General features: G+C 48.3%; 19 protein-coding genes, 1 tRNA gene and 1 pseudogene. 8 read left to right on the top strand and 13 right to left on the bottom strand.

Going from position 1 to position 24,709, the window contains the following annotated elements; genetic code table 11:
* The first annotated feature begins 136 nt into the window (after positions 1–136).
* Together RSC70_RS17775 and RSC70_RS17770 are read left to right on the top strand one after the other, a co-directional pair.
* Complete coding sequence (locus RSC70_RS17775; protein ID WP_442904331.1) at positions 137–2,230, top strand: S9 family peptidase; 2,094 nt, start codon at positions 137–139, stop codon at positions 2,228–2,230.
* A gap of 58 nt (positions 2,231–2,288) precedes the next feature.
* Complete coding sequence (locus RSC70_RS17770; protein ID WP_332543104.1) at positions 2,289–4,553, top strand: TonB-dependent receptor domain-containing protein; 2,265 nt, start codon at positions 2,289–2,291, stop codon at positions 4,551–4,553.
* Positions 4,554–4,621: 68 nt separating this feature from the next.
* Here the strand turns inward: RSC70_RS17770 and RSC70_RS17765 are convergent, their stop codons facing one another.
* Positions 4,622–4,942 carry a YnfA family protein gene (locus RSC70_RS17765; RefSeq protein WP_349238858.1) on the bottom strand — a complete coding sequence of 107 codons (321 nt, stop codon included), beginning with the start codon at positions 4,940–4,942 and terminating at the stop codon, positions 4,622–4,624.
* 283 nt (positions 4,943–5,225) lie between these two features.
* On the opposite strand from RSC70_RS17765, the gene RSC70_RS17760 reads away from it, so the two are divergent.
* Together RSC70_RS17760 and RSC70_RS17755 are read left to right on the top strand one after the other, a co-directional pair.
* Positions 5,226–6,797 (top strand): PTS transporter subunit EIIC, encoded by a 1,572-nt coding sequence (locus tag RSC70_RS17760; RefSeq protein WP_332543103.1) that lies wholly within the window; start codon positions 5,226–5,228, stop codon positions 6,795–6,797.
* A 13-nt stretch (positions 6,798–6,810) separates the two neighbouring features.
* Positions 6,811–8,190 carry a family 4 glycosyl hydrolase gene (locus tag RSC70_RS17755; protein ID WP_304185110.1) on the top strand — a complete coding sequence of 460 codons (1,380 nt, stop codon included), beginning with the start codon at positions 6,811–6,813 and terminating at the stop codon, positions 8,188–8,190.
* Between the two features lie 43 nt (positions 8,191–8,233).
* On the opposite strand, the gene RSC70_RS17750 is transcribed toward RSC70_RS17755, so the two are convergent.
* On the bottom strand, positions 8,234–8,947 hold the full coding sequence (locus tag RSC70_RS17750; protein WP_103010310.1) for a MurR/RpiR family transcriptional regulator: 714 nt from the start codon (positions 8,945–8,947) through the stop codon (positions 8,234–8,236).
* A 99-nt stretch (positions 8,948–9,046) separates the two neighbouring features.
* On the opposite strand from RSC70_RS17750, the gene RSC70_RS17745 reads away from it, so the two are divergent.
* Positions 9,047–10,234: an MFS transporter gene (locus RSC70_RS17745; RefSeq protein ID WP_332543102.1), complete on the top strand. Its 1,188-nt coding sequence runs from the start codon at positions 9,047–9,049 to the stop codon at positions 10,232–10,234.
* 54 nt (positions 10,235–10,288) lie between these two features.
* On the opposite strand, the gene ahr is transcribed toward RSC70_RS17745, so the two are convergent.
* The 4 genes from ahr to arsR all read right to left on the bottom strand — a co-directional run bounded on the left by ahr (position 10,289) and on the right by arsR (position 13,650).
* Entirely contained in the window at positions 10,289–11,308 is a 1,020-nt protein-coding gene (gene ahr / locus RSC70_RS17740; RefSeq protein ID WP_040044383.1) for an NADPH-dependent aldehyde reductase Ahr, read from the bottom strand.
* A 205-nt stretch (positions 11,309–11,513) separates the two neighbouring features.
* Complete coding sequence (gene arsC / locus RSC70_RS17735) at positions 11,514–11,939, bottom strand: glutaredoxin-dependent arsenate reductase (protein ID WP_332543101.1); 426 nt, start codon at positions 11,937–11,939, stop codon at positions 11,514–11,516.
* A gap of 12 nt (positions 11,940–11,951) precedes the next feature.
* Entirely contained in the window at positions 11,952–13,241 is a 1,290-nt protein-coding gene (locus tag RSC70_RS17730; protein ID WP_332543100.1) for an arsenic transporter, read from the bottom strand.
* Between the two features lie 58 nt (positions 13,242–13,299).
* A complete protein-coding gene (arsR, locus tag RSC70_RS17725) occupies positions 13,300–13,650 on the bottom strand; it encodes an As(III)-sensing metalloregulatory transcriptional repressor ArsR (protein WP_040044284.1) in 351 nt (116 codons plus the stop codon).
* Positions 13,651–14,910: 1,260 nt separating this feature from the next.
* On the opposite strand from arsR, the pseudogene RSC70_RS17720 reads away from it, so the two are divergent.
* Positions 14,911–15,114 (top strand): annotated as a pseudogene (locus RSC70_RS17720) (tyrosine-type recombinase/integrase); the annotation flags it as partial.
* A gap of 10 nt (positions 15,115–15,124) precedes the next feature.
* On the opposite strand, the gene RSC70_RS17715 reads toward RSC70_RS17720, so the two are convergent.
* Positions 15,125–15,200, bottom strand: a tRNA-Thr gene (locus RSC70_RS17715).
* 283 nt (positions 15,201–15,483) lie between these two features.
* Here RSC70_RS17715 and RSC70_RS17710 point away from each other — a divergent pair.
* Positions 15,484–16,515 (top strand): NADP-dependent oxidoreductase, encoded by a 1,032-nt coding sequence (locus RSC70_RS17710; RefSeq protein ID WP_282813844.1) that lies wholly within the window; start codon positions 15,484–15,486, stop codon positions 16,513–16,515.
* Between the two features lie 97 nt (positions 16,516–16,612).
* Here the strand turns inward: RSC70_RS17710 and proA are convergent, their stop codons facing one another.
* The 5 genes from proA to gpt form a co-directional block, all read right to left on the bottom strand.
* Positions 16,613–17,866, bottom strand: coding sequence for a glutamate-5-semialdehyde dehydrogenase (gene proA, locus RSC70_RS17705; RefSeq protein WP_282813843.1), 1,254 nt, complete (start codon positions 17,864–17,866; stop codon positions 16,613–16,615).
* A 9-nt stretch (positions 17,867–17,875) separates the two neighbouring features.
* Positions 17,876–18,979, bottom strand: a complete 1,104-nt coding sequence (gene proB / locus RSC70_RS17700; protein WP_025800157.1) for a glutamate 5-kinase — start codon at positions 18,977–18,979, stop codon at positions 17,876–17,878.
* Positions 18,980–19,093: 114 nt separating this feature from the next.
* A complete protein-coding gene (crl, locus tag RSC70_RS17695; protein WP_025800158.1) occupies positions 19,094–19,495 on the bottom strand; it encodes a sigma factor-binding protein Crl in 402 nt (133 codons plus the stop codon).
* A gap of 60 nt (positions 19,496–19,555) precedes the next feature.
* On the bottom strand, positions 19,556–20,803 hold the full coding sequence (frsA, locus tag RSC70_RS17690) for an esterase FrsA (RefSeq protein ID WP_130933191.1): 1,248 nt from the start codon (positions 20,801–20,803) through the stop codon (positions 19,556–19,558).
* Between the two features lie 183 nt (positions 20,804–20,986).
* Positions 20,987–21,445: a xanthine phosphoribosyltransferase gene (gene gpt, locus RSC70_RS17685; RefSeq protein ID WP_025800161.1), complete on the bottom strand. Its 459-nt coding sequence runs from the start codon at positions 21,443–21,445 to the stop codon at positions 20,987–20,989.
* Positions 21,446–21,701: 256 nt separating this feature from the next.
* Between gpt and pepD the strand changes: the two genes are divergently transcribed.
* A complete protein-coding gene (pepD, locus tag RSC70_RS17680) occupies positions 21,702–23,162 on the top strand; it encodes a beta-Ala-His dipeptidase (protein ID WP_103010320.1) in 1,461 nt (486 codons plus the stop codon).
* A 71-nt stretch (positions 23,163–23,233) separates the two neighbouring features.
* On the opposite strand, the gene dinB is transcribed toward pepD, so the two are convergent.
* On the bottom strand, positions 23,234–24,295 hold the full coding sequence (dinB, locus tag RSC70_RS17675) for a DNA polymerase IV (protein ID WP_332543099.1): 1,062 nt from the start codon (positions 24,293–24,295) through the stop codon (positions 23,234–23,236).
* Positions 24,296–24,709 lie beyond the last annotated feature (414 nt).

Raw genomic sequence — 24,709 nt, 5'->3', positions numbered from 1 at the left:
CGCGGCTGGCACTAATAAATCACTTATTTTCATGCTGAAATTTTCTGGCAGGGCACGCTATTCGCCCAAAAAACCAAAAGGACGCACCATGCGTGAATTGTGGCAAAAACTTTTGTTATTAATGACGCTCACGGCGATGTGCTCTTGGCACGTATCTGCCGCTGAATTATTTTCTCCTGAACCATTGGCGGCCAATCTACAGCCGCCGCAGGCGCAAAAAATCCCCAAAGCGCTCATCGAACATGGCGATCGGCGTATCGACAACTATTTTTGGCTACGTAATGAGAGCCGCGCCAATCCAAAAGTTTTGCGCTATTTGCAAGATGAAAACCGTTACGCCAACGCGGTGTTAAAACCGTACTCCGCGCAGTACGACGCCCTATATCGCGAGATGGTCGGTCGCATGAGCCCTGAAGATCGCTCGGTGCCTTATCAACGTAACGGTTATCGCTATCAGGACGTGTATCCGTCAGGCAAAAATTTTGCCGTAACTCAGCGCCAGCCGCTGGCGGGCAGCGCCGTGTGGCAAACGCTGATGGATGGAAATCTGCGTGCAACCGGACAAGCTTACTATCGCTTAGGCGGTCTGGAGATCAGCCAAGATAACCAGATGATGGCCGTTGCCGAAGACACCCAAGGCCGACGCCAATACCGTATTTCGCTACGGAATTTACATAACGGACAGTGGCTCACCGACGTTATCGAAAACACATCAGGCAATATGTTGTGGTCAAATGATGGACGTACCCTATTTTATGTCCGCAACCATCCGCAAACGCTGGTGCCGTATCAGGTTTATCGCCATCACGTTGGTACACCGCTAGCACAAGACCAACTGGTTTATCAGGAAAACGACGGCGCGTTTTATCTTAGCCTGTCACGCTCGGCATCTGACCGCTATTTATTGATAACCCTCAGCGCCAGTACGTCGTCTGAAGTCCGCTTATTAGATGCTGACCAAGCGGATGCGCCGCCCGTATTATTTACCGCACGCCAGCCAAACGTTGAATATTATCTGGATCACTTCAACGACACTTTTTATCTGCGCTCCAACCGTAAAAATGCCAATTTTGGTTTATACCAAACCAACGCGATGGGTCATTCATGGCAGCCTTTAGTTGCCCCACAGCCTAATAAAATGATCGAAGGTTTTACCTTATTCAAAGATTGGCTTGTCGTTGCTGAACGCAGTGATGGCCTGAGCCAGATACGCAAAATCAACTGGAAATCTCACGCCGAAGACACCTTGCCCTTCGACGATGCCAGCTATATGGCATGGTTAGGCTATAACCCTGAGCCACAGTCCGATCGCTTACGCTACGGCTATTCGTCGATGACGACACCAACCAGCACCTACGAATGGGATTTATCCAGCGGCAAACGCACGCTGCTTAAGCGTCAGGAAGTTAAAAACACGCAGCCACAGGACTATCACAGCGAACGAATTTGGATCACCGCACGCGACGGCGTGAAAGTACCGGTGTCGTTGGTTTACAACAAAAAAATGTTCAAGGCCAAGCAAAGCCCGTTACTGGTTTATGGCTACGGCGCCTACGGTATGAGCATGGATCCCGCCTTCAGCGCGAATCGTCTTAGCCTACTGGATCGCGGTTTCGTTTTCGCCATGATCCACGTTCGCGGCGGCGGCGAGCTCGGTCAGCAATGGTATGAACAGGGAAAACTGGCAAATAAGCCCAACAGTTTCAATGACTTTATCGATGCAACACGCGGTTTGGTTGAACGAGGTTTTGGCCAGCCCGGCCGGCTGTATGCCATGGGCGGCAGCGCCGGAGGGTTATTGGTTGGCGCGGTCATGAATCAACAGCCGGAGCTATTTAACGCCATTGTTGCGCAGGTTCCTTTTGTTGACGTCGTCACCACCATGCTTGATGACACACTCCCCCTCACGCTCGGTGAATATGATGAATGGGGAAATCCACATCGGCTGGCGGATTATCAGCAAATGAAGGCCTACAGCCCCTACGACAATATAAAGCCTATGCGCTATCCCAACTTATTGGTGACCACCGGCCTAAACGATTCGCAGGTGCAATATTGGGAGCCAGCAAAATGGATTGCCAAACTGCGAGAAAATCAATTAGGAAACGGAAAACTATTATTACTAACCGATATGCAGGCTGGACACGGCGGTAAATCAGGTCGACTCAAGCGAGTGGAAAATACAGCGCTGGAATATAACTTTATTCTGGCCGTAGATAATCAACGCTGAGACAACCGAGCAAAGCAAAAAAAATAAAAATAGACTGATAATACCTTTAAGGGAACATATGAAACTCAATAAAATAGCCGGCGTGATCGGCTCGGGCATGCTATTGCTCAGCGCAAGCAGCTATGCACAACAAGCCAGTGAGGAAAGCAGCGGAGACAAAAAAGGCTCAGCGGTATTTTCTCCACTTAATGTCTCGGCCGGTAAAATAACCAGCGAGCAAGAAGCCTTGGAAAAAACCGGAGCCGTCAGCTCACGAGATACTAATAAAAATTTAGAATCTCTCGACGCGACGTTACGCAGCATGCCCGGAACCTATACCCAAATCGATCCCGGCCAAGGCTCGGTTAGTGTGAATATTCGTGGGATGAGCGGTTTTGGCCGCGTAAACACCATGGTCGATGGCATCACGCAAAGCTTTTATGGCACTTCAACCTCCGGCACCGCCGTGCACGGTTCTACCAACAGTCAGGCTGGCGTGCTTATCGACCCTAACTTCCTCGTTGGCGTTGACGTGACTCGCGGCGACAGCAGCGGTTCCTCTGGGGTAAACGCCCTAGCGGGCAGTGCCAATCTGCGCACGATTGGCGTTGATGACGTGGTGTTTGCTGGAAATCCTTTCGGCGTGCGATCACGTTTTTCCGTCGGTAGCAACGGCATTGGGCGCAGCGGAATGATTGCCGCCGCGGGTAAAACCGATGCTTTTACGGATACCGGCAGTTTTGGTGCCATGGCCGCCATCAGCGGCAGCTCGGTCTATTCCAACTTTAATAACGGCGATGGGATTAATAGCGAAGAGTTCGGCTATGACGAATTCATGAAGCAGAATCCAAAATCACAGCTGTATAAAATGGATATCAAACCGAATGAGTTTAATAGCTTTGAACTCTCCGCCCGAACTTATCAAAATAAGTTTTCACGCCGCGATATCACCAGCGACGATTATTACATCAAATATCACTACACGCCGTTCTCTGAATTAATTGATTTCAACGTCACGGCCAGTACCAGCCGCAGCGACCAAAAATATCAAGACGGATCGTTGTACACGTTTTATAGCACGTCAGCACGTAACCGTTCTAATGCGCTAGATGTGAATAACACCAGCCGCTTCACGCTCGGTAATAACGATCTGGCCTTTAGCATCGGCAGCAAACTGATGCGTACCCGCTATGACAAACTGATCAAATCCAACGCTGGCGATCCAAAGTCTTCGCAGGAATCAATTGAAAACAATCCTTTTGCCCCGTCGGGCGATCAGGATATTTCAGCGCTGTATACCGGCCTTGAGATAAAGCGCGGGATCTATCAGGCTAATTTTAATCTTAACTACACTCAGAATAAGATTAGCGGCTTCAAGCCCGCCTGCGATCCGCGGGTTATCTGTATTCCACAGGGTGAATACAATGTTGATCAAAAAGAGAGTGGTTATAATCCTTCTGTAGAGCTCTCTGCACAGGTAACGCCGTGGCTCCAGCCGTTCGTAAGCTACAGCAAATCAATGCGTGCACCCAATATTCAGGAGATGTTTTTCTCGAACTCCGGCGGCGCGTCAATGAACCCATTCTTAAAACCAGAAAGCGCCGAAACCTATCAGGCCGGTTTTAATATTAAGGCGCACAGCCTGTTGCTCAATGAAGATTTACTGCGCTTGAAAGCCTTGGTATACCGTAGCAAGATTAAAAACTACATATTCAGTGAGTCATATCTGGTTTGCACCAACGGACGCAAATGCAATATGACCGAAGTTAACGGCAATGACTGGGCTGACGTCAGTGATTACACCGACAATATGTACATCTACGTGAACTCCCAATCACTGGTACGTGCTCACGGTTTTGAATTAGAAATGGATTACGATGCGGGCTACGCATTTGCGCGTTTGGCTTATAGCCAGCAACACACCGACCAACCAACGTCGATTGCCAGTACCTATTTTGGCGCAGGGGATATTACCGAGCTGCCAAGAAAATATATGACGCTCGATACCGGTGTCAGGTTCCTAGACGATTCATTAACCGTCGGTAGCATTATTAAATACACCGGAAAATCACGTCGCCTATCGCCTAACTTTGATTTTGACGAGAAAACCGGTGCAGTGGTGAAGGAAGATCTCCCACAGATCCCAACCATCATCGATCTCTACAGCACTTATGAGATCAACCGCAACGTGATGCTCAAACTCAGCGTGCAAAACCTGATGAATAAAAACTATTCTGAGGCATTGAATAAACTCAATATGATGCCAATGCAGGGTGATGACAGCACCGCGGCCAATACGGCACGCGGCAGAACTTATATCTTTGGTGGGGAAATTCGCTTCTAATCACCACGCCGTCATGCTGAATATTTCGGCATGACGGCGTTAATTTCACAACCCGAACCACTCATGCATTACGAAGGTTGCAACACAATTACCGCCATACCTATCAACGCAACGCAGGCACCAACCATATCCCAACGGGTTAATTCAACCCCGTCTACAAAGCGCAGCCAAAGTAACGCAACGCCGATGTATACCCCACCGTAGGCCGCATAGGTTCGGCCCGCCGCAGTGGGATGTAATGTCAGTAACCACGCAAAGATAACCAAACTCAACGCAGCCGGTAGCAATAACCATAGCGGCTTATGTTGCTTCACAACCAAATATGGCAGATAGCACCCCACGATCTCTGCGACTGCCGTCAGGCTAAATAATAAGAATGCTTTAACAATTAACATTAGGGTATTTTTACCAAAAGTCGTGATACACAAGGCAGTTAACCCATTTTGCCCTGAAAAATATATTTGATCCACGTCGCATCTATTTATCCCCACTGATTAGCCACACTATTACAAAGACCTTTAAATCGTTAATTCGAAACAGGTATGCATTTTGTGACTATTTGTACCTATTTTTCGCAACGTGTTCCTTTTCGCTAAGGCCATTGCTATAACGTCATCACTGGAAGTGAATTTATTATAACAAATACCCTCTATTAATAATAAAGGAACAGCTATGTCTAGAATACGGCAACGTACTCTGGAGAGTATGCAAAAATTCTCTAGGGCGATGATCGGTGCAGTGCTGTTTTTGCCAGTAATAGGTTTAATTCTGGCATTAAGTTCAATTTTAACTAACCCAACGCTTATTTCTGAAACTAGCTTTCTTCATCAACTTGGTCAGTTATTAGGAGACACTTTCTGGCCACTGTTTGGTAATCTAGGCTTACTCTTTTGTATCGGTATTAGCTATGGATTAGCAAAGGATAAAAAAACGGAAGTCGCCTTAGTTTCCGTTATGTGCTTCATTATGTTTTTAGGTGCCAATCACTCTTGGTTGGAATATACCCACGGCATTGCCAATAAAATAAATGGCGAATATTACGGCACAGGACAAACTCAAATATTAGGGTTTGTAGTTGTTGATATGGGGATCTTCCTCGGTATTATTCTCGGCTGCACCATTGCATGGGTACACAATAAAGTCTCGCAAATAGAACTCCCTGGTGCATTGTCTATGTATGGTGGCGCGAAGCTAACGCTTATCGCCATGACGCCGGTTGTGATTATCTACGCAATAGCTTTCACCTGGTTCTGGCCATTTATGACTCACGGCATTGCGGCCTTAACCGGCTTTATGAAAAACGCAGGCGTTGCTGGCGTATTTGTTTATGGTTTCTTCGAGAAATTCTTAATCCCTACCGGCCTACACCATTTCGTGTGGTCGCCTTTCCAACTTACGCAAATCGGCGGTTCGCTGACGGTCGATGGGCAGACGGTTTCGGGGACTCAGGCCATCTTCCTCGCGTATATGCGCCATCCCGATTTAACACCGGTGATGAACGATGCTCTGCGTTTCTCTCAGCAAGGTATGACGACTATTTTCGGCCTGTCTGGCGCTGCACTGGCGTTTTATCACACCGCGAAGCCAGAAAAGAAAATGCTCGCGAAGGCCGTTTTATTACCGGCCATTATTACCTCAATTCTGACCGGGATTACTGAGCCGATTGAATTTACATTCCTGTTTATCTCACCGCTTCTGTGGATTATTCACGCCACATTAACCGCAGCATCACAGGCTATTTGCGATCTGTTACAGGTGAGACCTTGGGGAGCATCTGGCTTAATTGAGTTTTTAGCCTATAACCTACCGCTACCCGTTTCGCTGACACGCTGGCCACTTTATATCGTGATTGGCATTGGACAGTTTATTGCTTATTACGTGATATTCCGCACCGTGGTTGTGAAATTAAAGCTTAAAACACCGGGTCGCGAAGACGATGATGATGTGAAGCTGTATAACAAAAAAGATTATCAAGAAAAAATTCAGCAGGAAAAGAAAAGTACGGGCTCACAGGCCGATGAAATTATTAAAGGACTCGGTGGCAAACATAACATTATATCTGTCGATAATTGCTTTACCCGTTTGCGCGTCGCTATTCATGATTTAACTATCGTCGATGACGCTGCTTTAAAGGCAACCGGAGCAAATGGCGTAGTGCGTAACAGGAATGAAGTTCAAGTGATTTACGGTGTCAAAGTTGGACAAGTACGCTCGAAAGTTGATACCTGGCTGGCTAATAATTAAATTGGGAGTACATATGAAACTAACAGTATTGGGCGGCGGCGGCGTGCGTTCCGCATTTCTGGCAAAATCTCTGGCTTATAATGCCCACCGCATCGGATTAAAACAGGTCGTTTTTCTGGATAATTCTGCCCAGAACCTGACCATCTTTGGCGAAATTGCACGTTATATTTTTAATACTATTCGCCCTGATATTGAATTTAGCTTAACCAGCGAGCCCGTTTCAGCCTTACAAGACGCCAACTATGTGATTACCACACTGCGCGTCGGCGGCGATGAAAGCCGTATTCATGACGAGCGTATTGCGTTGGACCATAATACCTTAGGGCAAGAAACAACCGGTGCGGGTGGCTTTGCCATGGCCATGCGCTCTATTCCGGCTATTTTGGACTACTGCAAATTAATCGAAGAACATGCGGCACCCGATGCCATCTTATTTAACTTTACCAATCCATCAGGCTTAGTCACCGAAGCCATTATCAAATCGGGCTTTAAACGCCGCGTGTACGGTATCTGCGATGCACCATCAGAGCTGATTCGTGAACTACCTAGCATTCTTAACTGTGATGAAAGTGAATTGCAGGTTGAGTGCTATGGCCTCAATCACTTCTCTTGGTTCACACATTTTACCGTGCACGGAGAGGATGTGACCGAACAATTGGTTAATTCGCCTGAGCTGTATAAAAAAACGGCCATGCAATACTTCTCGCCAGAATTAGTTCGTCTGTGTGATAACCAACTGCTCAACGAATACTTATATTATTACTATTATAAAGAAGAAGCGCTGAAGGCTATTCAAGATTCAGGCGAAACACGAGGCGAACAAATCGCACGCATTAACCATGATATGCGTGAAGAGCTTAGCCTTATCGACGTTAAAGAAAATCCAGCCACCGCATTTGATATTTGGATGAAGCATTATCTGCGTCGTGAAAATAGTTACATGCAAAATGAATCTCAGCAGGAAAAATTCCACACCAGGGAACCTTTAACACTGCAACAATTCATCGAAGAGCCAGACAGCGGCGGCTATGCGGGCGTTGCTTTAGATATTTTAGAGGCCGTAAACAGCAATACCACTAAGCGTATTGTGGTATCACTTTCCAACAACGATACGCTGGATTTCCTGCATCCCGACGACGTTATTGAAATCAGCTGCGATCTCAGCAAAGAGGGATTAAAACCGGTTAAGCCTATTCATGTACCCGAGGCGCAGAAAAATATGATTTCCTGCGTGAAAGAGTATGAACGTCTCGCGGTGCAGGCGATTTTGACTCAGGACAGAACGCTCGCGGTTAAGGCATTGATGGCACATCCGTTGGTCGGGTCGTGGTCATTGGCTGAAAAGCTGGTTTCCGCCTATTTGCAGGGTCCACAATTTAAAAACTGGCACTAAAACCTAGCATTAAAAATAGAGGGCGTCGCAGGACGCCCTCTCATTATTTCTTCTGCATAAACCACAGTTTCAGAAGATGCTCAAACCCGAGAATACAGTAGCCAAAGAACGGATTTGACCAATAAATATCATCATCATATTTTTGTGGATCGTGAATAATAAATGATAGGTTCGCAGCCTGTGCTAACGGACTTTGATGATCGCCGGTAAAACAAACAAGGTTGATATTTTTATTCTCTAGTGCCTTTACCCAGCTTAATGCAGATGAACTACGGCCCGATTTAGAGATCAGCCAAATCGAATCAAACTTATTGGCATTTTTTTGTTCCAGAATTTCATAGTCTGGCCATAGCGCTAAGCTGGCGTTGACGCCGGTAACTAAAAACTTGTTATAAATATATTGGGCAATAAGCTGCGAGAAGCCGCTACCGTGGATCAGAATCCGTTCATTTTGTAGTCTTTCTAGCAGAATATCCACTTTCTCCGGCGGCTGAATATTCATAAAATCAACATCGTTGGTAACATCGAGCTTCGGTAGCGTAATGTTAAACTTAATAAAGTAAACCATCTCAAGCCAGCCGCTAAACTCAAGTTTTTTGGCTAAACGAACCAAAGATGAGGGATTGCTACAGCACTTTTCAGCAACGCTGCGTATCCCTTGCTGAATACATAGTTCAGGATTGGCCTGTATATATTGCAGAACACCAATTTCTATATTATTCAGTTTAATATTACGAAATAAATTTTGAATATCCATGATAAACCCCTGTTAAGCAAATTTGAGATTAGCACAGGCATTTATTAATAACTGAGCAATCAGTCAAATTTATTTCACTTCGCAATGGAAAATAGGGATATGAAAAAACATCTTACAACCGTTGGCGCAACATTCTTTTTATGGGGATTAATAACGGCGTTCAACAGCACATTAATCTTATTTTTTTATCACTACTTTCAGATTTCATGGTCTCAGGCAATGCTTGTAAATGTTCTCTTTTACACTGCCCCCTTTTTGACTTGCCTTCCCTGCTCTAAACTTATCGCACTATTCGGCTACCGCGCTATCTTGCGCAGCGCTTTACTGCTCACGATGAGCGGCTGTGGGCTATTAAGCTTAGCGCTGGGTTATTATTCGATTATTGGAGCCCTATTTGCCGTATTCGTGATTGCGACTGGTGTTGCTGCCATGCAGGTTGTCGCTAACCCTTATATCACGCTGCTCAGCCAAGAACATAAACGCGTAGGCAACCTCACTTTAGCCTCAGCCGTAAACTCATTAGGCACAACGCTAGCCCCGCTGCTGATTGCCTTAGCGCTACAAGCATCACCGATTGATTATGTTAATCATAACGAGCCGATAAAATGGATTTGGCTTGTCTTAGCCCTCTTTTCCGCGGGGTTATTTGCAATAACATTTTCAATCAAACTACCTGATATTATTCAAGAGAAAAAAACCAAGACTCACTCATCGACCCTATGGGGTAATACCAAGTTTATTTATTCCGCAGCTGCCATATTTGTCTATGTTGGCGTGGAGGTTTCATTAGGAACGAATACCATCAACTATTTATCGACCATTGGAAAATGGAATACTGAAACCACGATATCATTAATTTCACTGTACTGGGGTGGCGCATTAATCGGGCGTTTTATCTTTGGCGTATTTGCCCATCGGATCTGTTTAAAAATTGCATTTCTGGCAGTGACGTTAGTCTCCGCACTTCTTATCTTGTTATCCATTCTATTAAACAACGCGATAGGCGGTTATTTATTGCTTCTGATAGGTTTTGCCAATTCGATTATGTACCCTATTATTTTTAGCCAAAGCATGGCAACGGTGCCTCACAGGGCAAATTTTGCGGCTGGCGTGTTAATTATGGCAGGGATTGGAGGCGCGATTATTCCTTATATTCAAGCGCTATTGATTGATAGCCTGACACTACGTTTTAGCTTTTTACTGCCGCTGGCGCTTTATATATTGCTAGCATGCTGGGGAGCAAAACACCTTCAGCCTGCCTCTTCGTCAATTTGTGCTTTGGAGTAAATAGTAGCAATAAATTTTAGCCACAGGGTAAACCTGTGGCTAAGATAATAACGATTAGAAATCAGCTTTAAGCACCACGCGGTAGCGGGCTTTGCCTTCACGCACATGTTTCAATGCTTGATTGATTTGCGACATCGGGTACAGCTCGGTTGTTGGCGCAACTTTAGTTCGTGCGGCAAACTTCATAAGCTTGCGCAGCTCATTTGGAGAGCCCGTTGCCGAACCAGAAATACTCCGATCGCCGCCGATAAGCGTGAACGCTGGCACCTCTAACGGTTTCATCACCGCTCCCACCGTATGGAAATGGCCACCGTAGGTTAGCGCTTCAAAGTACGGTAGCCAGTCTAGCGACACATTGACGGTATTGATGATCAAATCAAACTGTTTTGCCAGTGCGTTCAACGCCTGAGGATCGCGGCTATTGACGACGCGATCGGCCCCCATGGCCAAAACTTCCTGCTCTTTTGCTGGATTAGAACTAAATGCCGTCACTTCACAGCCCATCGCGTGGAGCAATTTAATGGCGATATGACCCAAACCGCCAATGCCAATCACGCCAACTTTGCTGGTTGCGGTAATGTGATGCATCAATAACGGTTTAAACACCGTAATGCCGCCGCAAAGCATCGGCCCAGCCGTTGCCATATCAATATCATCCGGTAACGGAATAGCCCACTGCCAGTTACAGCGCAGCTTATCGGCAAAACCACCTTTGTTCATAATGGTAGGTACGCTACCGTTCTGACAGTTAATTTGGTTTCCGCTAATACACGCATCGCAATGTTGGCAACTGTTTGCCGTCCAACCCACACCGACTCGCTGACCGACTTTCAGGCCTTTATTTTTGGCAGCATCGCCCAGCGCGTGGATATGCCCCACCACTTCATGACCTGCAATCAGAGGATAGTCAGAGAATCCCCACTCGTTATCGATCATCGATAAATCCGAATGACAGATACCGCAGTATTCGACTTTAACCTCAACGTCGTCTGGCTGTAACGCACCAGCGTCATACTCATAAAGTTCCAGATCTGCACCGGGTTTCAGCGCAGCATAGCTTTTGATTTTTGACATGTTGATGACCTTTGAGAAAGTACCAACTCAAGACTACGCCACCCGAGTAAAAATCGATACATCGCACAAACAGTTTTACCTTACAAATTTAAACATCAACGATCATTTTTAGAAACTCTCCGCAATAAACTGATCAGCGGATGCCGATTTTTCTTTGCAATTCCTCACCATGTGCGCATTCGTTCTGAGGGATAAAATTACACATCTATTTCAACGAATTACCACTATCATCAACAACTTTCTCCCCATCCTCTTTAGTAAACGCGCCTTTCTGAGTCTCGGTAAGAATACCCAAAACCACTTCGGAAGGACGACACAGCCGAGTTCCCAGCGGCGTCACCACAATCGGACGATTAATCAGGATCGGATGTTGCAACATAAAATCGACTAACTGGTCGTCAGTAAATTTATCTTCTGCAAGACCCAGTTCCTCATAAGGCTCGACGTTTTTACGCAGCAAAGCCCGTACTGAAATGCCCATGTTTGCAATAAGTTTCACCAGCTCATCGCGTGAAGATGGGGTCTCGAGGTAAAGAATAATGGTCGGCTCAGCACCGCTGTTGCGGATCATCTCCAGCGTATTACGTGACGTGCCGCAAGCCGGGTTGTGATAAATCGTAATATTGCTCATGTCAGTATCTCATTACGAAGTGAAAGAGAGACGTAGCGCCAGCGCGGCCAGCGTTACAAACAGCACAGGTAGAGTCATGATAATCCCGGTGCGGAAATAATATCCCCAGGTGATGGTCATGTTCTTCTGTGAAAGCACGTGCAGCCACAGCAGCGTTGCCAAGCTGCCAATCGGGGTGATTTTTGGCCCTAAATCGCAGCCAATCACGTTGGCATAAATCATCGCTTCTTTAATCACGCCAGACGCCGTGCTGCCATCAATCGACAGCGCACCAACCAGAACGGTCGGCATGTTGTTCATGATGGAAGAGAGGAAAGCTGTCAGGAATCCGGTGCCAAACGCCGCGGTCCAAAGACCTTTTTCTGCCAGCACATTCAGCACGCCAGAGAGGTATTCGGTTAATCCTGCGTTGCGCAAGCCGTAGACCACCAGATACATCCCGAGCGAAAAAATCACGATCTGCCATGGCGCACCGCGCAGCACTTTACCCGTGTTAATGGCATTGCCTCGCTTCGCCACCATCAGCAAGATAGCAGCCCCAACCGCCGCAATGGCGCTAACGGGAATGCCGAGCGGCTCCAGAACGAAAAAGCCAACCAGCAGAAGGATCAAAACTATCCAGCCAGTCCTGAACGTTGCCGGATCTTTGATTGCTTTTGCAGGCTCTTTAAGACGTTCAAGGTCATACGTTAACGGGATATCTTTGCGAAAGAACCAATGCAGCATCACCAGCGTGGCAGTAATCGCGGCAATATCCACTGGCACCATCACCGACGCATATTCGGTAAATCCTAGATGGAAGAAATCCGCCGAAACAATATTCACCAGATTCGAGACAATAAGCGGCAGGCTGGCGGTGTCGGCAATAAACCCAGCGGCCATCACGAATGCCAGCGTGGTTCTTTTACTAAAGCCAAGCGCCAACAGCATGGCGATAACTATCGGCGTTAAAATAAGCGCGGCGCCATCGTTGGCGAACAGAGCCGCCACCGCAGCTCCGAGCAAAACAATATAGGTAAACAGCAGGCGTCCTCGACCGTTTCCCCAACGAGAAACGTGCAGCGCCGCCCATTCGAAAAAGCCAGATTCATCCAGAAGCAGGCTGATGATGATCACAGCAATAAACGTTGCCGTAGCGTTCCAGACGATATTCCACACCAAAGGAATATCGCCGATATGTACAACGCCAGAGATTAACGCCAGTACCGCGCCCAGCGTAGCACTCCAGCCAATCCCTAATCCCTTCGGCTGCCAGATAACCAAAACGATGGTCAGGACAAAAATAGCGCCTGCCAGTAACATAATATCTCCCCCATTAAACCTTCATATTCATTAAAACATATGTATTTGGTTAAATTTTTTAGATACAGACAGCTTTGCCGCTACCAGAACAGTTAGCCACGGACAACTTACGGGCAAGCGCTTTAATATCGTCCTGCTGACTTAACCAAGCCTGCTCAATAACCTGAGCCGCCCAAGAAGGCATATGCGGGGATAAACGATAGTAAACCCACTTCCCCTGCTTGCGATCCAGTAAGAGCCCGCTCTCTCGTAGCATCGCCAGATGACGTGAGATTTTCGGCTGTGACTGTTCAAGCGCGGTGCACAAGTCGCACACGCACAGTTCTCCCATTTCCCTAAGCAATAACACAATGCCCAGACGGGTTTCATCAGATAGATTTTTGAAGAGTTGCAGACAAGCTAGCGGCATCGTTCCTCCTGAATATTTGGCAACAGGATACTCTGCGGGTTGATAAAATCAATGATACATTCGATAAAACATATGTTTTATAATTGCAATGAGGCGTTGTGATAAATTATTTTCGGTGGGGTTGTAGCGATTCCAAATGAGTGGCGCCATAGCTTTCGAGGCACTGAGTCTGCGTCATGGCAGAGTTATGAAAAAAAGTGATATTTGCTTCAGCATACGCATATCCACTTCCCCGCTGGGAACGGCGCTTATATTGTATGTAGGGAATATCGCCCCCGTATCTATTCCATGACAGAGGATTTGTAAGTGCGGTTGGTTGGTTTTGGATGACACTCAATGCTAAAAGCATAAAGCTATTAACTTGAGGCCTTGAAAAGGCTCATTACAACATAGAAGTAATGCTCATAGTTTAAAAAAACTTACATGTCTTTCTCAATCGATATACTTCGAAATTGTTAAAGAAATATCCATGGTGCACTAATTTACTAAAGAAAAATGGGAAGCGAGTGCACTCACAATACATACCTATGATCATCGTTGCGCCAAGGACAAACATGACAGTAAGTAATATAAACTTCACGACTTTATTCATTGTAATAAATAGTTTCAATAAATCATGAAGCAATAAGTTACACCAGATACAGTAAACGTATTGTATATAAAGCCATCATGAGGTCCGATTTACTCTTCTTCGCTGAATGATGTACTGAATAGAAAATATCCACTGAGATAACGACTTTGCATCTGCCAGACATTTCCTCTACTTGCGGCGGGATTCATCTCCTGCTTGCTTCTGCTGATTCTCTTTCTATCGTTTTTGGTGTTGGATAAGGGGCTTTCTTATTGGATGAACAAGGGACGCTAGCTGGAAGAAGCAAGAAAAGAGCTTGAACTTTTATACCCAAATTCAGGCAAAAAAAATCCCGACTTGATCAGGGGTGCATGTTCAAGTCGGGAAAGCTCATATGTCCGTATATGACAAGTCAAAGTTCACTTCTAGGATGGAAGGCAATCATATCAGCTAATCCTTACTTATTTTGTGCATATACCGAACGTTCATAAAGCGTTGATATACCCCACCTAAACAAACTTATTCATCGCAAAACGTCGGCGTTTTGCGATGAAATCAACAAAGAAGAGATACTACCAATGAGCGGGTTAGCGGAAGAAAAGTGAATCAAGGATGTAGACGCTAGCCGCGCAGCAAATATCGCTCACGTAAAGCAAATCAATAATGCAACCATGGCACTTCTTATGAATTCTGAGCTAGTTCAGGCCGGGGTACCGATCTCGGTTCTACAGGAAATGGGAGGATGGGAATCTATCGAGATGGTTCGGCGTTATACGCACTTGGCACCAAACCATTAAACTGAACACGCTAAGCAAATAGACACCATTTTTGGCAACGTTGTCCCAAATCGGTCCCATGTAGAAAGTTCAGAGCAATTAGTTTCGTATAAGTGATTGATTTTACTGGTGCCGATAAGAGGAGTCGAACCTCCGACCTTCGCATTACGAATGCGCTGCTCTACCAACTGAGCTATATCGGCACTGAGGGAAATATTGCTGAGGAAACGCCTGAAGTGCGGGAATTACGATAGTTAAATTCATCAGTAGCGTCAAGGTGCTAGGGATTCGTATGACTATTAAATCAACACAAAAAGCCATTTTGTTCTTAAGGTGATTTTCCTTAGGGAAATTATTTATATCCACAAATCCTATCAAGCCGCACACATACGACATCAGACCGGGCGTTTTTTAGTTAGTCTGGAACAAGTATTCCATTATTCGATGGATAATTGGAGTTGCCGTTAACCTATCACGGAGTCTGTTATGTCTATCTCATCTCGCCTCAATCGCCGGTACGTTCTGGCGCAGCGCCCTCAGGGGATGCCTTCCGATCAAGATATTCGTTTAGAGCAAATTGCTCAGCCAGAACCGGTACAAGGGCAGGTTTTACTGCGTACGCTTTATCTTTCGTTAGATCCTTATGTCCGTGGCCGTATGGATGATACGCCGTCTTATTCTCCTCCGTTGGCTATCGGTGAGGTGATCTGCGGCGGTACGGTGTGTCGCGTTGAGCAATCACTGAATGAGAAATATCAGGTTGGCGATCTGGTTTTGGCCTACACCGGTTGGCAAGACTATGCATTATCAGACGGTGAAGGGCTGCAAAAACTAGACGCCAATATGGATCATCCTTCCTACGCCTTGGGTCTATTGGGGATGCCTGGTTTTACGGGCTATATGGGCCTCACCGATATCGGCAATCCACAGCCGGGTGAAACCGTTGTTGTGGCCGCCGCAACCGGGGCCGTGGGCTCCGTTGTGGGTCAGGTAGCGAAACTACGCGGCTGCCATGCGGTCGGTATTGCCGGTGGTGCTGAAAAATGCCGCTATGCGGTTGAAACGCTGGGGTTTGATATTTGTCTTGATCATAAAGCACCGGATTTTGCCGTGCAGCTAAAACGTGCCTGTAGCAAAGGCATCGACGTTTATTATGAAAACGTCGGCGGCGCCGTTTTTGACGCGGTTCTGCCTCTGCTGAATACCAAAGCGAGAATCCCAGTATGCGGCATGATCAGCCAGTACAACGGCCATCATAGCGACCACCAGCAAGACCGTTTACCGCTGCTGATGTCGACCATCTTGAAAAAACGCATGCGCGTTGAAGGCTTTATTATTTCTCAGGACTATGGCGATCGTTATCCTGAATTTTATGCCCAGATGAGCACGTGGCTGGCGCAAGGAAAAATCGCTTTTAAAGAAGATATTGTGGAAGGACTGGAGAACGGCATTAGCGCCTTCCAAGGGCTATTGAGCGGTAAAAACTTTGGTAAGCTGATCATCAAAGTCGCGGAATAGCCAAGAATACAGTCCTGTTGAACGGGGGATATTTTGTAGATCGCGTAAATAGAAAAACGGCGCTCAATGCGCCGTTTTTATTCTGCAAGAGAAACCATTAGCGACGAATTAAATCATCACCGTAACCAATCCATTTATAGGTGGTTAAGGCTTCCAGACCCATCGGGCCTCGCGCGTGTAGCTTCTGAGTGCTCACCGCAACTTCAGCGCCTAAGCCAAACTGACCGCCGTCGGTGAAGCGCGTGCTGGCGTTAACGTAAACCGCTGAAGAATCCACTTCACGAACAAAACGATCGGCATGGTGCATATTGCGCGTCAAAATCGCATCAGAGTGCTGAGTACCGTGCTCACGGATGTGCTCAATCGCACCGTCCAGCCCATCAACCACCACTACATTTAGATCCAGCGACAGCCATTCGTCATCCAATTCCGCCTCTTGTACCGGCGTCACAGGCGCTGGCCCTTGGCTTAGCAACGGCAATGCACGTGGGCACGCGTGTAATGAAACTCCCACTTCGTGCATACGCTGGCTTAGCAGTGGTAAGAACTGCGCGGCGTCCTGTGAGTTCACCAACAGCGTTTCTACCGTATTGCAGGTGCTTGGGCGCTGAGTTTTCGCGTTTACAATAATCTTCAACGCCTGTTCAATATCCATGCCCTGATCGACATAGATATGACAAACACCAATACCACCGGTGATCACCGGGATCGTTGACTGCTCGCGGCACAATTTATGTAACCCCGCCCCACCGCGCGGGATCAGCATATCAACGTAACGATCCAGTTTAAGCAGTTCAGTGACCAACGCACGGTCAGGACTTTCAATCGCCTGCACCGCATCGGCTGGTAACCCTGCTTTCTCCAGCGCACGCTGAATCACTTTTACCGTTGCCTGATTAGTGCGGTGCGTCTCTTTGCCGCCGCGCAGGATCACCGCGTTGCCGGTTTTCAGGCACAGCGCCGCGGTATCAACGGTCACGTTCGGGCGTGCTTCATAAATCACCCCCACCACGCCTAACGGCACACGGCGGCGTTCGAGATTTAACCCGCTGTCTAATACGCTGCCATCAATCACTTTACCAACCGGATCGGTGAGGTTACACACCTGACGCACGTCGTTAGCGATACCTTCCAAACGGCTCTGCGTAAGCTGCAAACGATCGAGCATCGCTTCGCTCAAGCCGTTCTCACGCGCCTGCTGAACGTCCATCTGGTTCGCTTGCAGAATAGATTCACTATCCTGCTCTAAATAATCGGCAATCAGCGCAAGCGCCTGATTCTTCTGCGCCGAGCTAAGGACGGCTAAGTGATAGGATGCTCGTTTGGCCGCCTTACCCATTTCTTCTAACATATAAACCCCTTAGCTTACGATCATATCGTCGCGGTGAACGGCAACTGGGCCGTATTCATAGCCCAAAACACCGCTGATTTGCTGTGAATGGTGGCCGGCAATCATACGCAGCGCATCGCTGTTGTAGCGGCTCACGCCGTGGGCCAAATCGCGCCCTTCCAGATTGCGAATGCGGATAACTTCACCGCGTGAGAAATCACCGCTCACATCACGAATACCTTTCGGCAACAATGAGCTGCCACGTTCGAGAATCGCAGCCACGGCGCCATCATCCACGGTAATTTCACCCGCAGGTGGCGCACCAAAAATCCAGCGTTTGCGGTTTTCCAGCGGCGTTTCCAGCGCATGGAAACGTGTACCGACGGATACCCCTTCAATAACGTCACCCACAACGCCCGGCTTGCTACCCGCAGCGATAATCACGTCGATACCGGCGCGGCAGGCAACGTCGGCGGCCTGCAGTTTGGTGGTCATACCGCCAGTGCCTAAGCCCGATACGCTATCGCCCGCAATGCCACGCAGCGCGTCATCAATGCTATTCACTTCGCGGATAAGCTCTGCGGTTGGGTTATGGCGAGGATCGGCGGTAAATAGCCCAGCCTGATCGGTCAGCAGCAGCAGCTTGTCGGCCCCTGCCAAAATGGCGGCCAGCGCAGAAAGATTATCGTTGTCGCCAACTTTAATTTCCGCCGTTGCCACCGCATCGTTTTCATTAATTACGGGAACAATACGGTTGTCCATCAAGGCATGCAGAGTATCGCGCGCATTCAAGAAACGTTCGCGATCTTCCAAATCAGCACGCGTCAGCAGCATCTGCCCAATATGGATGCCGTAAATTGAGAACAGCTGTTCCCAAAGCTGAATCAAACGGCTCTGCCCAACGGCGGCCAATAACTGCTTAGAAGCTATGGTTGCGGGGAGTTCGGGGTAGCCCAAATGCTCACGTCCAGCGGCAATCGCACCGGAGGTTACAATCACAATACGATGCCCTGCCGCGTGCTGTTGCGCGCACTGGCGAACGAGTTCCACGATATGGGCACGGTTTAGACGGCGCGAACCGCCGGTCAATACGCTGGTACCTAGCTTTACAACTAGGGTTTGGCTGCCACTCATAATCTTTTTGCCGTTTATTGGTGTTGGAGAAATGGGGAGAAAGAGAAAAAGTATCAGGAGAGGCGCGTTATGCCAACAGGCATAACGCAAAAGCACACTTATTACTGCGCCCGATCAGGCTCGAAGGCGAACTAACTCTTCAGAAAAGTCGTCGGCTGGCTGAATTTTAATCTCGAGCGTGGTTAAAAGCTCTTTGAGGCGGTTATGAAAATTGAGTGAGGTTTGTTCTAATTTGTCAGTCACTTCAGGATCTTTAATCACCTGCTCCTGCCAAACACCGTTCTTATCAAACAATCCAAACGAATAGCGATAGGTAAAATGCGTTTCCTCGGCGGCAAGATCGAGCCACCATCCCCAAAACTCACGTTTTTCTGGATTGGGTTTAACGTTGACACACACGGCTAAACAGTCAAAAAAGAAATGATCATCCTGACACTGCCCCGAACGAATATAGGGGCCAAGCGCGGTGAATTTTTTGATTAAGCGGCTTTTAGAGTAACCACCTGGTAATGTCATGCTACATCCTCCTGTTGTGGTTACTCTTTTTTAACAAATTTCCAAACTTTAGCAATCAAATTAACGCGAATGTTCGCCAATCCAGTCACAAACCTGATGCAAAGCCTGGTTGAACCCCTCAAATAACGGGGAAGATGGCACCATCAATAATTTGCCATCCAGCGAAGAGTCCGCGATAAGTTTGGCTTCAGATTTAGGGCAAAACGGATCGCGCTCCCAATATCCGGCCAGCATCGGCGTATGACAGCGACGACCAAGCAGCCCTTGAGTCTTCAATGAATAACAGCTGAGTTCGGTGCGTAACGCGGCATCGGATACGCTGTTCATCCCCAAACGGCTGGCCAGTACATCGATATACATTTCGGGAACGCGTTCCTGAATGCATTTATCACACAGCAGGCTGTGCACCACGGGGCCTAATGTGGCAACCGCTCGCAAACGGCGAGGTTCCAAATAAGCTAAACGCACCGCCACGTTTGCGCCAAAGCGGAAACCAAATACCGAGACTCGGGTATGATCGACCCACGGCACATTCGGTAACGCTTGCAGCACTTGTTGATGCAAACGGCTCGAGTCCTGCGTCAGGCAAAAATGCGAAGACATTCCAACGGATGGCATATCAATCGTGAGCATCGCCATGCCAGCAGGCGCTAGATGGTCGCGGAACAGTCGGTAGCTGTCGCTCTGCATCATATCCAACCCACCGCAAATCAGCACCGTTGGGAATGGCCCTTTGCTGTTATCCGGCATATGCAGAAAACCGGTGATCTTTTTCCCACCGTCAATCGCAAACTCGACTTCTTTCAGTTCGTATGACAGCAGCTTAGCCGATTCTGCGTAGGCGCGATTGGCCAATGCTTCGGCCTGCTCAGCCAAATCATCACCTTTGAGATGAGGGTAAGCCGCGATGCTGTAAAGATTCGCCGCTTGCAGCCAGTATTCTCCGGCCAGCGCAGGATCTTTTTCTTCCTGAGCACGCTGCTGCCAAGACATCGCTTGATGCGACCACTCGTATATCCAGTTGCCGCTCCGATAACCCACTACGGTGTCGAGCAAGCGCTCATCGCTACGTTCGGCCGTTGAAGCGGCAATATGAGATAGCACATGCTCGATTTCGATAGGTGAGACACCGCGCCAAACCCACATCAGGCGATTGATGATGCGATACCAATTAGCCTGCGAGGTTCCATCCAGCGCAGAGGCAATCGAAGCCTGCGGAACGTGCCCATGACGCTTGACCAGCGTGGACGTTTCACGATGCTTGAATCGAGGTTTGAATAAGGTTTCAGAAAGGTTTGGTTGGGACATGATAGACGGCAGCCTCCGAGTACTGTCTTTTCAGCCGCAGACAAAAAGCGGCAGAGCTAAATCTCGCCCAGCGAGCGCTCGGAAGTAGTGTAACGAACTCGGACGCTAAAAAACAAACGTCCGGACAAAGCCGGACGTTTCTTTACATCTTATTGTGCTTTTATTGCATTGCCTAAAAGCAAATTAACGATTGCTGATTGGCTCAACAAACGTCACCGCCATATCCCATGGCTGTTCGATCCACGTATTCTGTGGAATATCGATAACGTAATCATCAACCAGAGGGCGACCTGCAGGCTTAGCGAAAATGGTGACGAAATGCGCTTTAGGATACATTTCGCGGATCGCCTGAGCGGTGCCGCCGGTATCGACTAAATCGTCAATCACGATGAAGCCTTCGCCATCACCTTCAGCACGCTTAACAACTTTGAGCTCACGCTGGTTATCATGGTCGTAGCTGGAGATACAAACGGTATCAACGTGACGGATACCCAGTTCACGTGCCAGTAATGCGGCAGGAACCAAACCACCGCGGCTTACCGCAATAATTCCAGTCCACTGTTCAGAAGGCATCAGGCGTGCAGCCAGCTTACGTGCGTGCATTTGTAGCACGTCCCAAGTTACAACGTATTTTTCGCTCATTAATAGTGTCCCAGCCATAATATTCATGGCTTAAAGATTGGTCGGGGGGGAAAAAAGGTTGCGCGAGATTATAGAGAGCCAGAGCAATAAAAACCAGTCTCTTTCGCAGAAAGCCGGCACCCCGATTGCGGATTTAGTGCCTTAGTCTGTCCACATAAGTAAATATAGTGGTATTCTCTGAAAAAATGGCTTTATCTCTTAACCCCCTATTGTGCCACTGTTATCGGCAGCACAACTGATTATCAGGAGACTTAACGTGTCTGAACTGTCTCAGCTATCTCCACAGCCACTGTGGCAAATTTTTGCGGATATCTGCTCTATTCCTCACCCTTCGTATCATGAAGAAGCGTTAGCCGCGCACATCGTTGCATGGGCTGAAGAAAAAGGTATCCACGTTGAACGTGACGAAGTCGGTAACGTCCTGCTGCGTAAACCTGCCTCTCGCGGCATGGAAAACCGTAAGCCCGTTGTGCTGCAAGCGCATCTGGACATGGTTCCACAAAAAAATAACGATACCGCACACGACTTCACTAAAGATCCTATCCAGCCATACATTGACGGTGATTGGGTAAAAGCACGCGGCACCACGCTGGGCGCAGATAACGGCATCGGTATGGCTTCTGCATTGGCCGTTTTAGCCGATGACAGCGTTTCTCATGGCCCAATCGAAGTGCTGCTGACCATGACCGAAGAAGCCGGCATGGAAGGCGCATTCGGCCTGAAAGCGGGCTGGTTGCAGGCTGATATTCTGATCAACACCGACTCTGAAGAAGAAGGTGAGATCTACATGGGCTGCGCAGGCGGTATTGACTTCATCACCACGCTGCCGTTGCAGCGCGAAGCCGTTCCTGCTGGACATGACATTGTTAAGCTGACACTGAAAGGACTGAAAGGCGGTCACTCCGGTGGTGATATTCATTTGGGCTTAGGCAACGCCAACAAACTGCTGGCGCGTTTCCTGTCTGGTCACGCTACCGAATTGGGCCTGCGCGTATTGGATCTGAACGGCGGTACGCTGCGCAACGCGATCCCACGCGAAGCCATCGCGGTTCTGGCTGTTCCTACGGCGAATCTGGCTAAGCTGAAAACGCTGGCCGAAGCTTTCCAAAACATTCTGAAAGTTGAGCTGGCTGCGGTAGAGAAAAACCTGAGCGTTCAGGTTGAAACTGCACAAAGCGATTCTCAGGCTCTGACCGCCGACAGCCAACAGCGCTTTATTGCCCTGCTGAACGCCACGCCAAACGGCGTGATCCGCATGAGCGACGAAGTGAAAGGCGTGGTTGAAACGTCTCTGAACGTGGGTGTTGTGACCACCGACGCAAAAGAAGCGCAAATTATCTGCCTGATCCGCTCGCTTATCGACAGCGGTAAAGATGCCGTGGTTAGCCAACTAAACTCTATTGGTGAACTGGCTGGTGCGCATGTGGAAGCCAAAGGCAGCTACCCAGGCTGGAAACCGGATGCAAATTCTCCGGTGATGCATTTGGTGCGTGAGACTTACCAGAAGCTGTTTGATACCACGCCAAACATCATGGTTATCCATGCGGGTCTGGAATGTGGTCTGTTCAAAAAGCCTTACCCAGAAATGGATATGGTGTCTATCGGCCCAACCATCACAGGCCCACATTCGCCGGATGAGCAAGTTCACATTGCCAGCGTAGGCCAATACTGGCAGCTGCTGACAGCTCTGCTGAAAGCGATCCCAGAGAAAGCCTAAGCGCTAAGTCTTTGCGTGTTACAGAAGCCAACCCTCGGGTTGGCTTTTTTTATCCCTTCACGCCCTCAAACCTAACCATCAATATCCAGCGAAAGCTGCTTTTCTAACTGTGGATCGAGCAGCGTGACGTGTAGTCCCACCAGCCGCACACCTCGGCTATTTCGACGCTCATCCCAAGCCTGCCGTGCCACCTGAAATAAATCGCGCTTATCCAGAATCGGCCACACATGCTCCTGCGTTGTCTGCTGAAAATCATGGAATTTGAGTTTTACGCCCTGTCGCGCGATATGCAGATCCGGCTGCACTTTCGCCAAGCGTCGCTCCAGTTCTTCATACAGTTTTTCCAGCAAAACCTCGCACTCTACCCAGCTATGAATATCTTCTGACAGCGTTCTTTCCACCCCAACGGACTTACGCAAGCGATCGGGCATCACTTCTCGTTCATCCTGACCGTGGCAGCGTTCCCAAAGTACGCGCCCAAACTTGCCAAAACGGCGTAACAGTTCGGCCAAATTATAGCGACGCACATCGGCACAGGTATTCAGCCCCAGCTCACTCAGTTTGGCGGCGGTTACCTTGCCAACGCCGGGGATCTTTTTCAGCGGCAACGTGAGAATAAAATCGTCAACCTGCGCGGGCGTAATTACATATTGGCCGTTAGGTTTATTTAAATCGGAGGCAATTTTCGCTAGAAATTTGATCGGTGCTATGCCTGCCGACGCAGTAAGATGGAGCTCCTCGGCGATTTCCTTGCGGATTTGCTCTGCAATCAACGTGGCTGAGCCGTAGCACTGGGTGCAGTCGGTAACATCAAGATAGGCCTCATCGAGCGACAGCGGCTCTATCAGCGACGTATAACGCTGGAAAATCTCACGTATATGGCGCGAGACATCTTTGTAGACCTCCATTCTCCCCGGACGCAACGTGAGATGCGGGCACAGCTTAAGCGCTTGTCCTGTCGGCATAGCACTACGCACCCCGAATTTACGCGCGGCGTAGTTTGCTGTGCTGATCACCCCTCGGCGATCGCGACTTCCGCCAATCGCCAGCGGTACATCGCGTAACTCAGGGAAATCACGCATTTCGACTGCGGCATAAAAGCAGTCCATATCGACATGTATGATTTTGCGCATAGAGAGAATGATGGAGTTAATGACTGTATAAGTATACAGGTTATTTGAAGGGAAAGGGAAGTGGGGGGGAGTTCGCCTGCCTTCCGTTTATGGGGCTACTGTGTAAGATTCCGCCCGCCTGTCATATCGATCTTCATTGATACATACGTGAAGGCGTACGGGCAGAGACCACCAGCGCGTGGTCTCTGCACTCGCGCGCTTTTATCCGAGACGCCATTTCCGCTCCGGTTTGGTATCGCCCATCTAGGGCGCCCCAAACTCCACCGGTACATCCTTGTACCGGTGGCTCGTCCAACCAAGACTAAAGCACGAGATATTGAGGGTTGCTTTTTTTCGGCACATTACCGAACAGCCGAGTAAATCATGAAGGTTAGGATTCGCCGATTGATATCGGCGAAAGAACGACGGAGGCAT

Source organism: Hafnia sp., assembly GCF_036648275.1.
Classification (GTDB): Bacteria; Pseudomonadota; Gammaproteobacteria; order Enterobacterales; family Enterobacteriaceae; genus Hafnia; species Hafnia alvei.
Note: the sequence above shows the minus strand (reverse complement) of the source record. Positions and strands in the feature narration are given on the sequence as shown.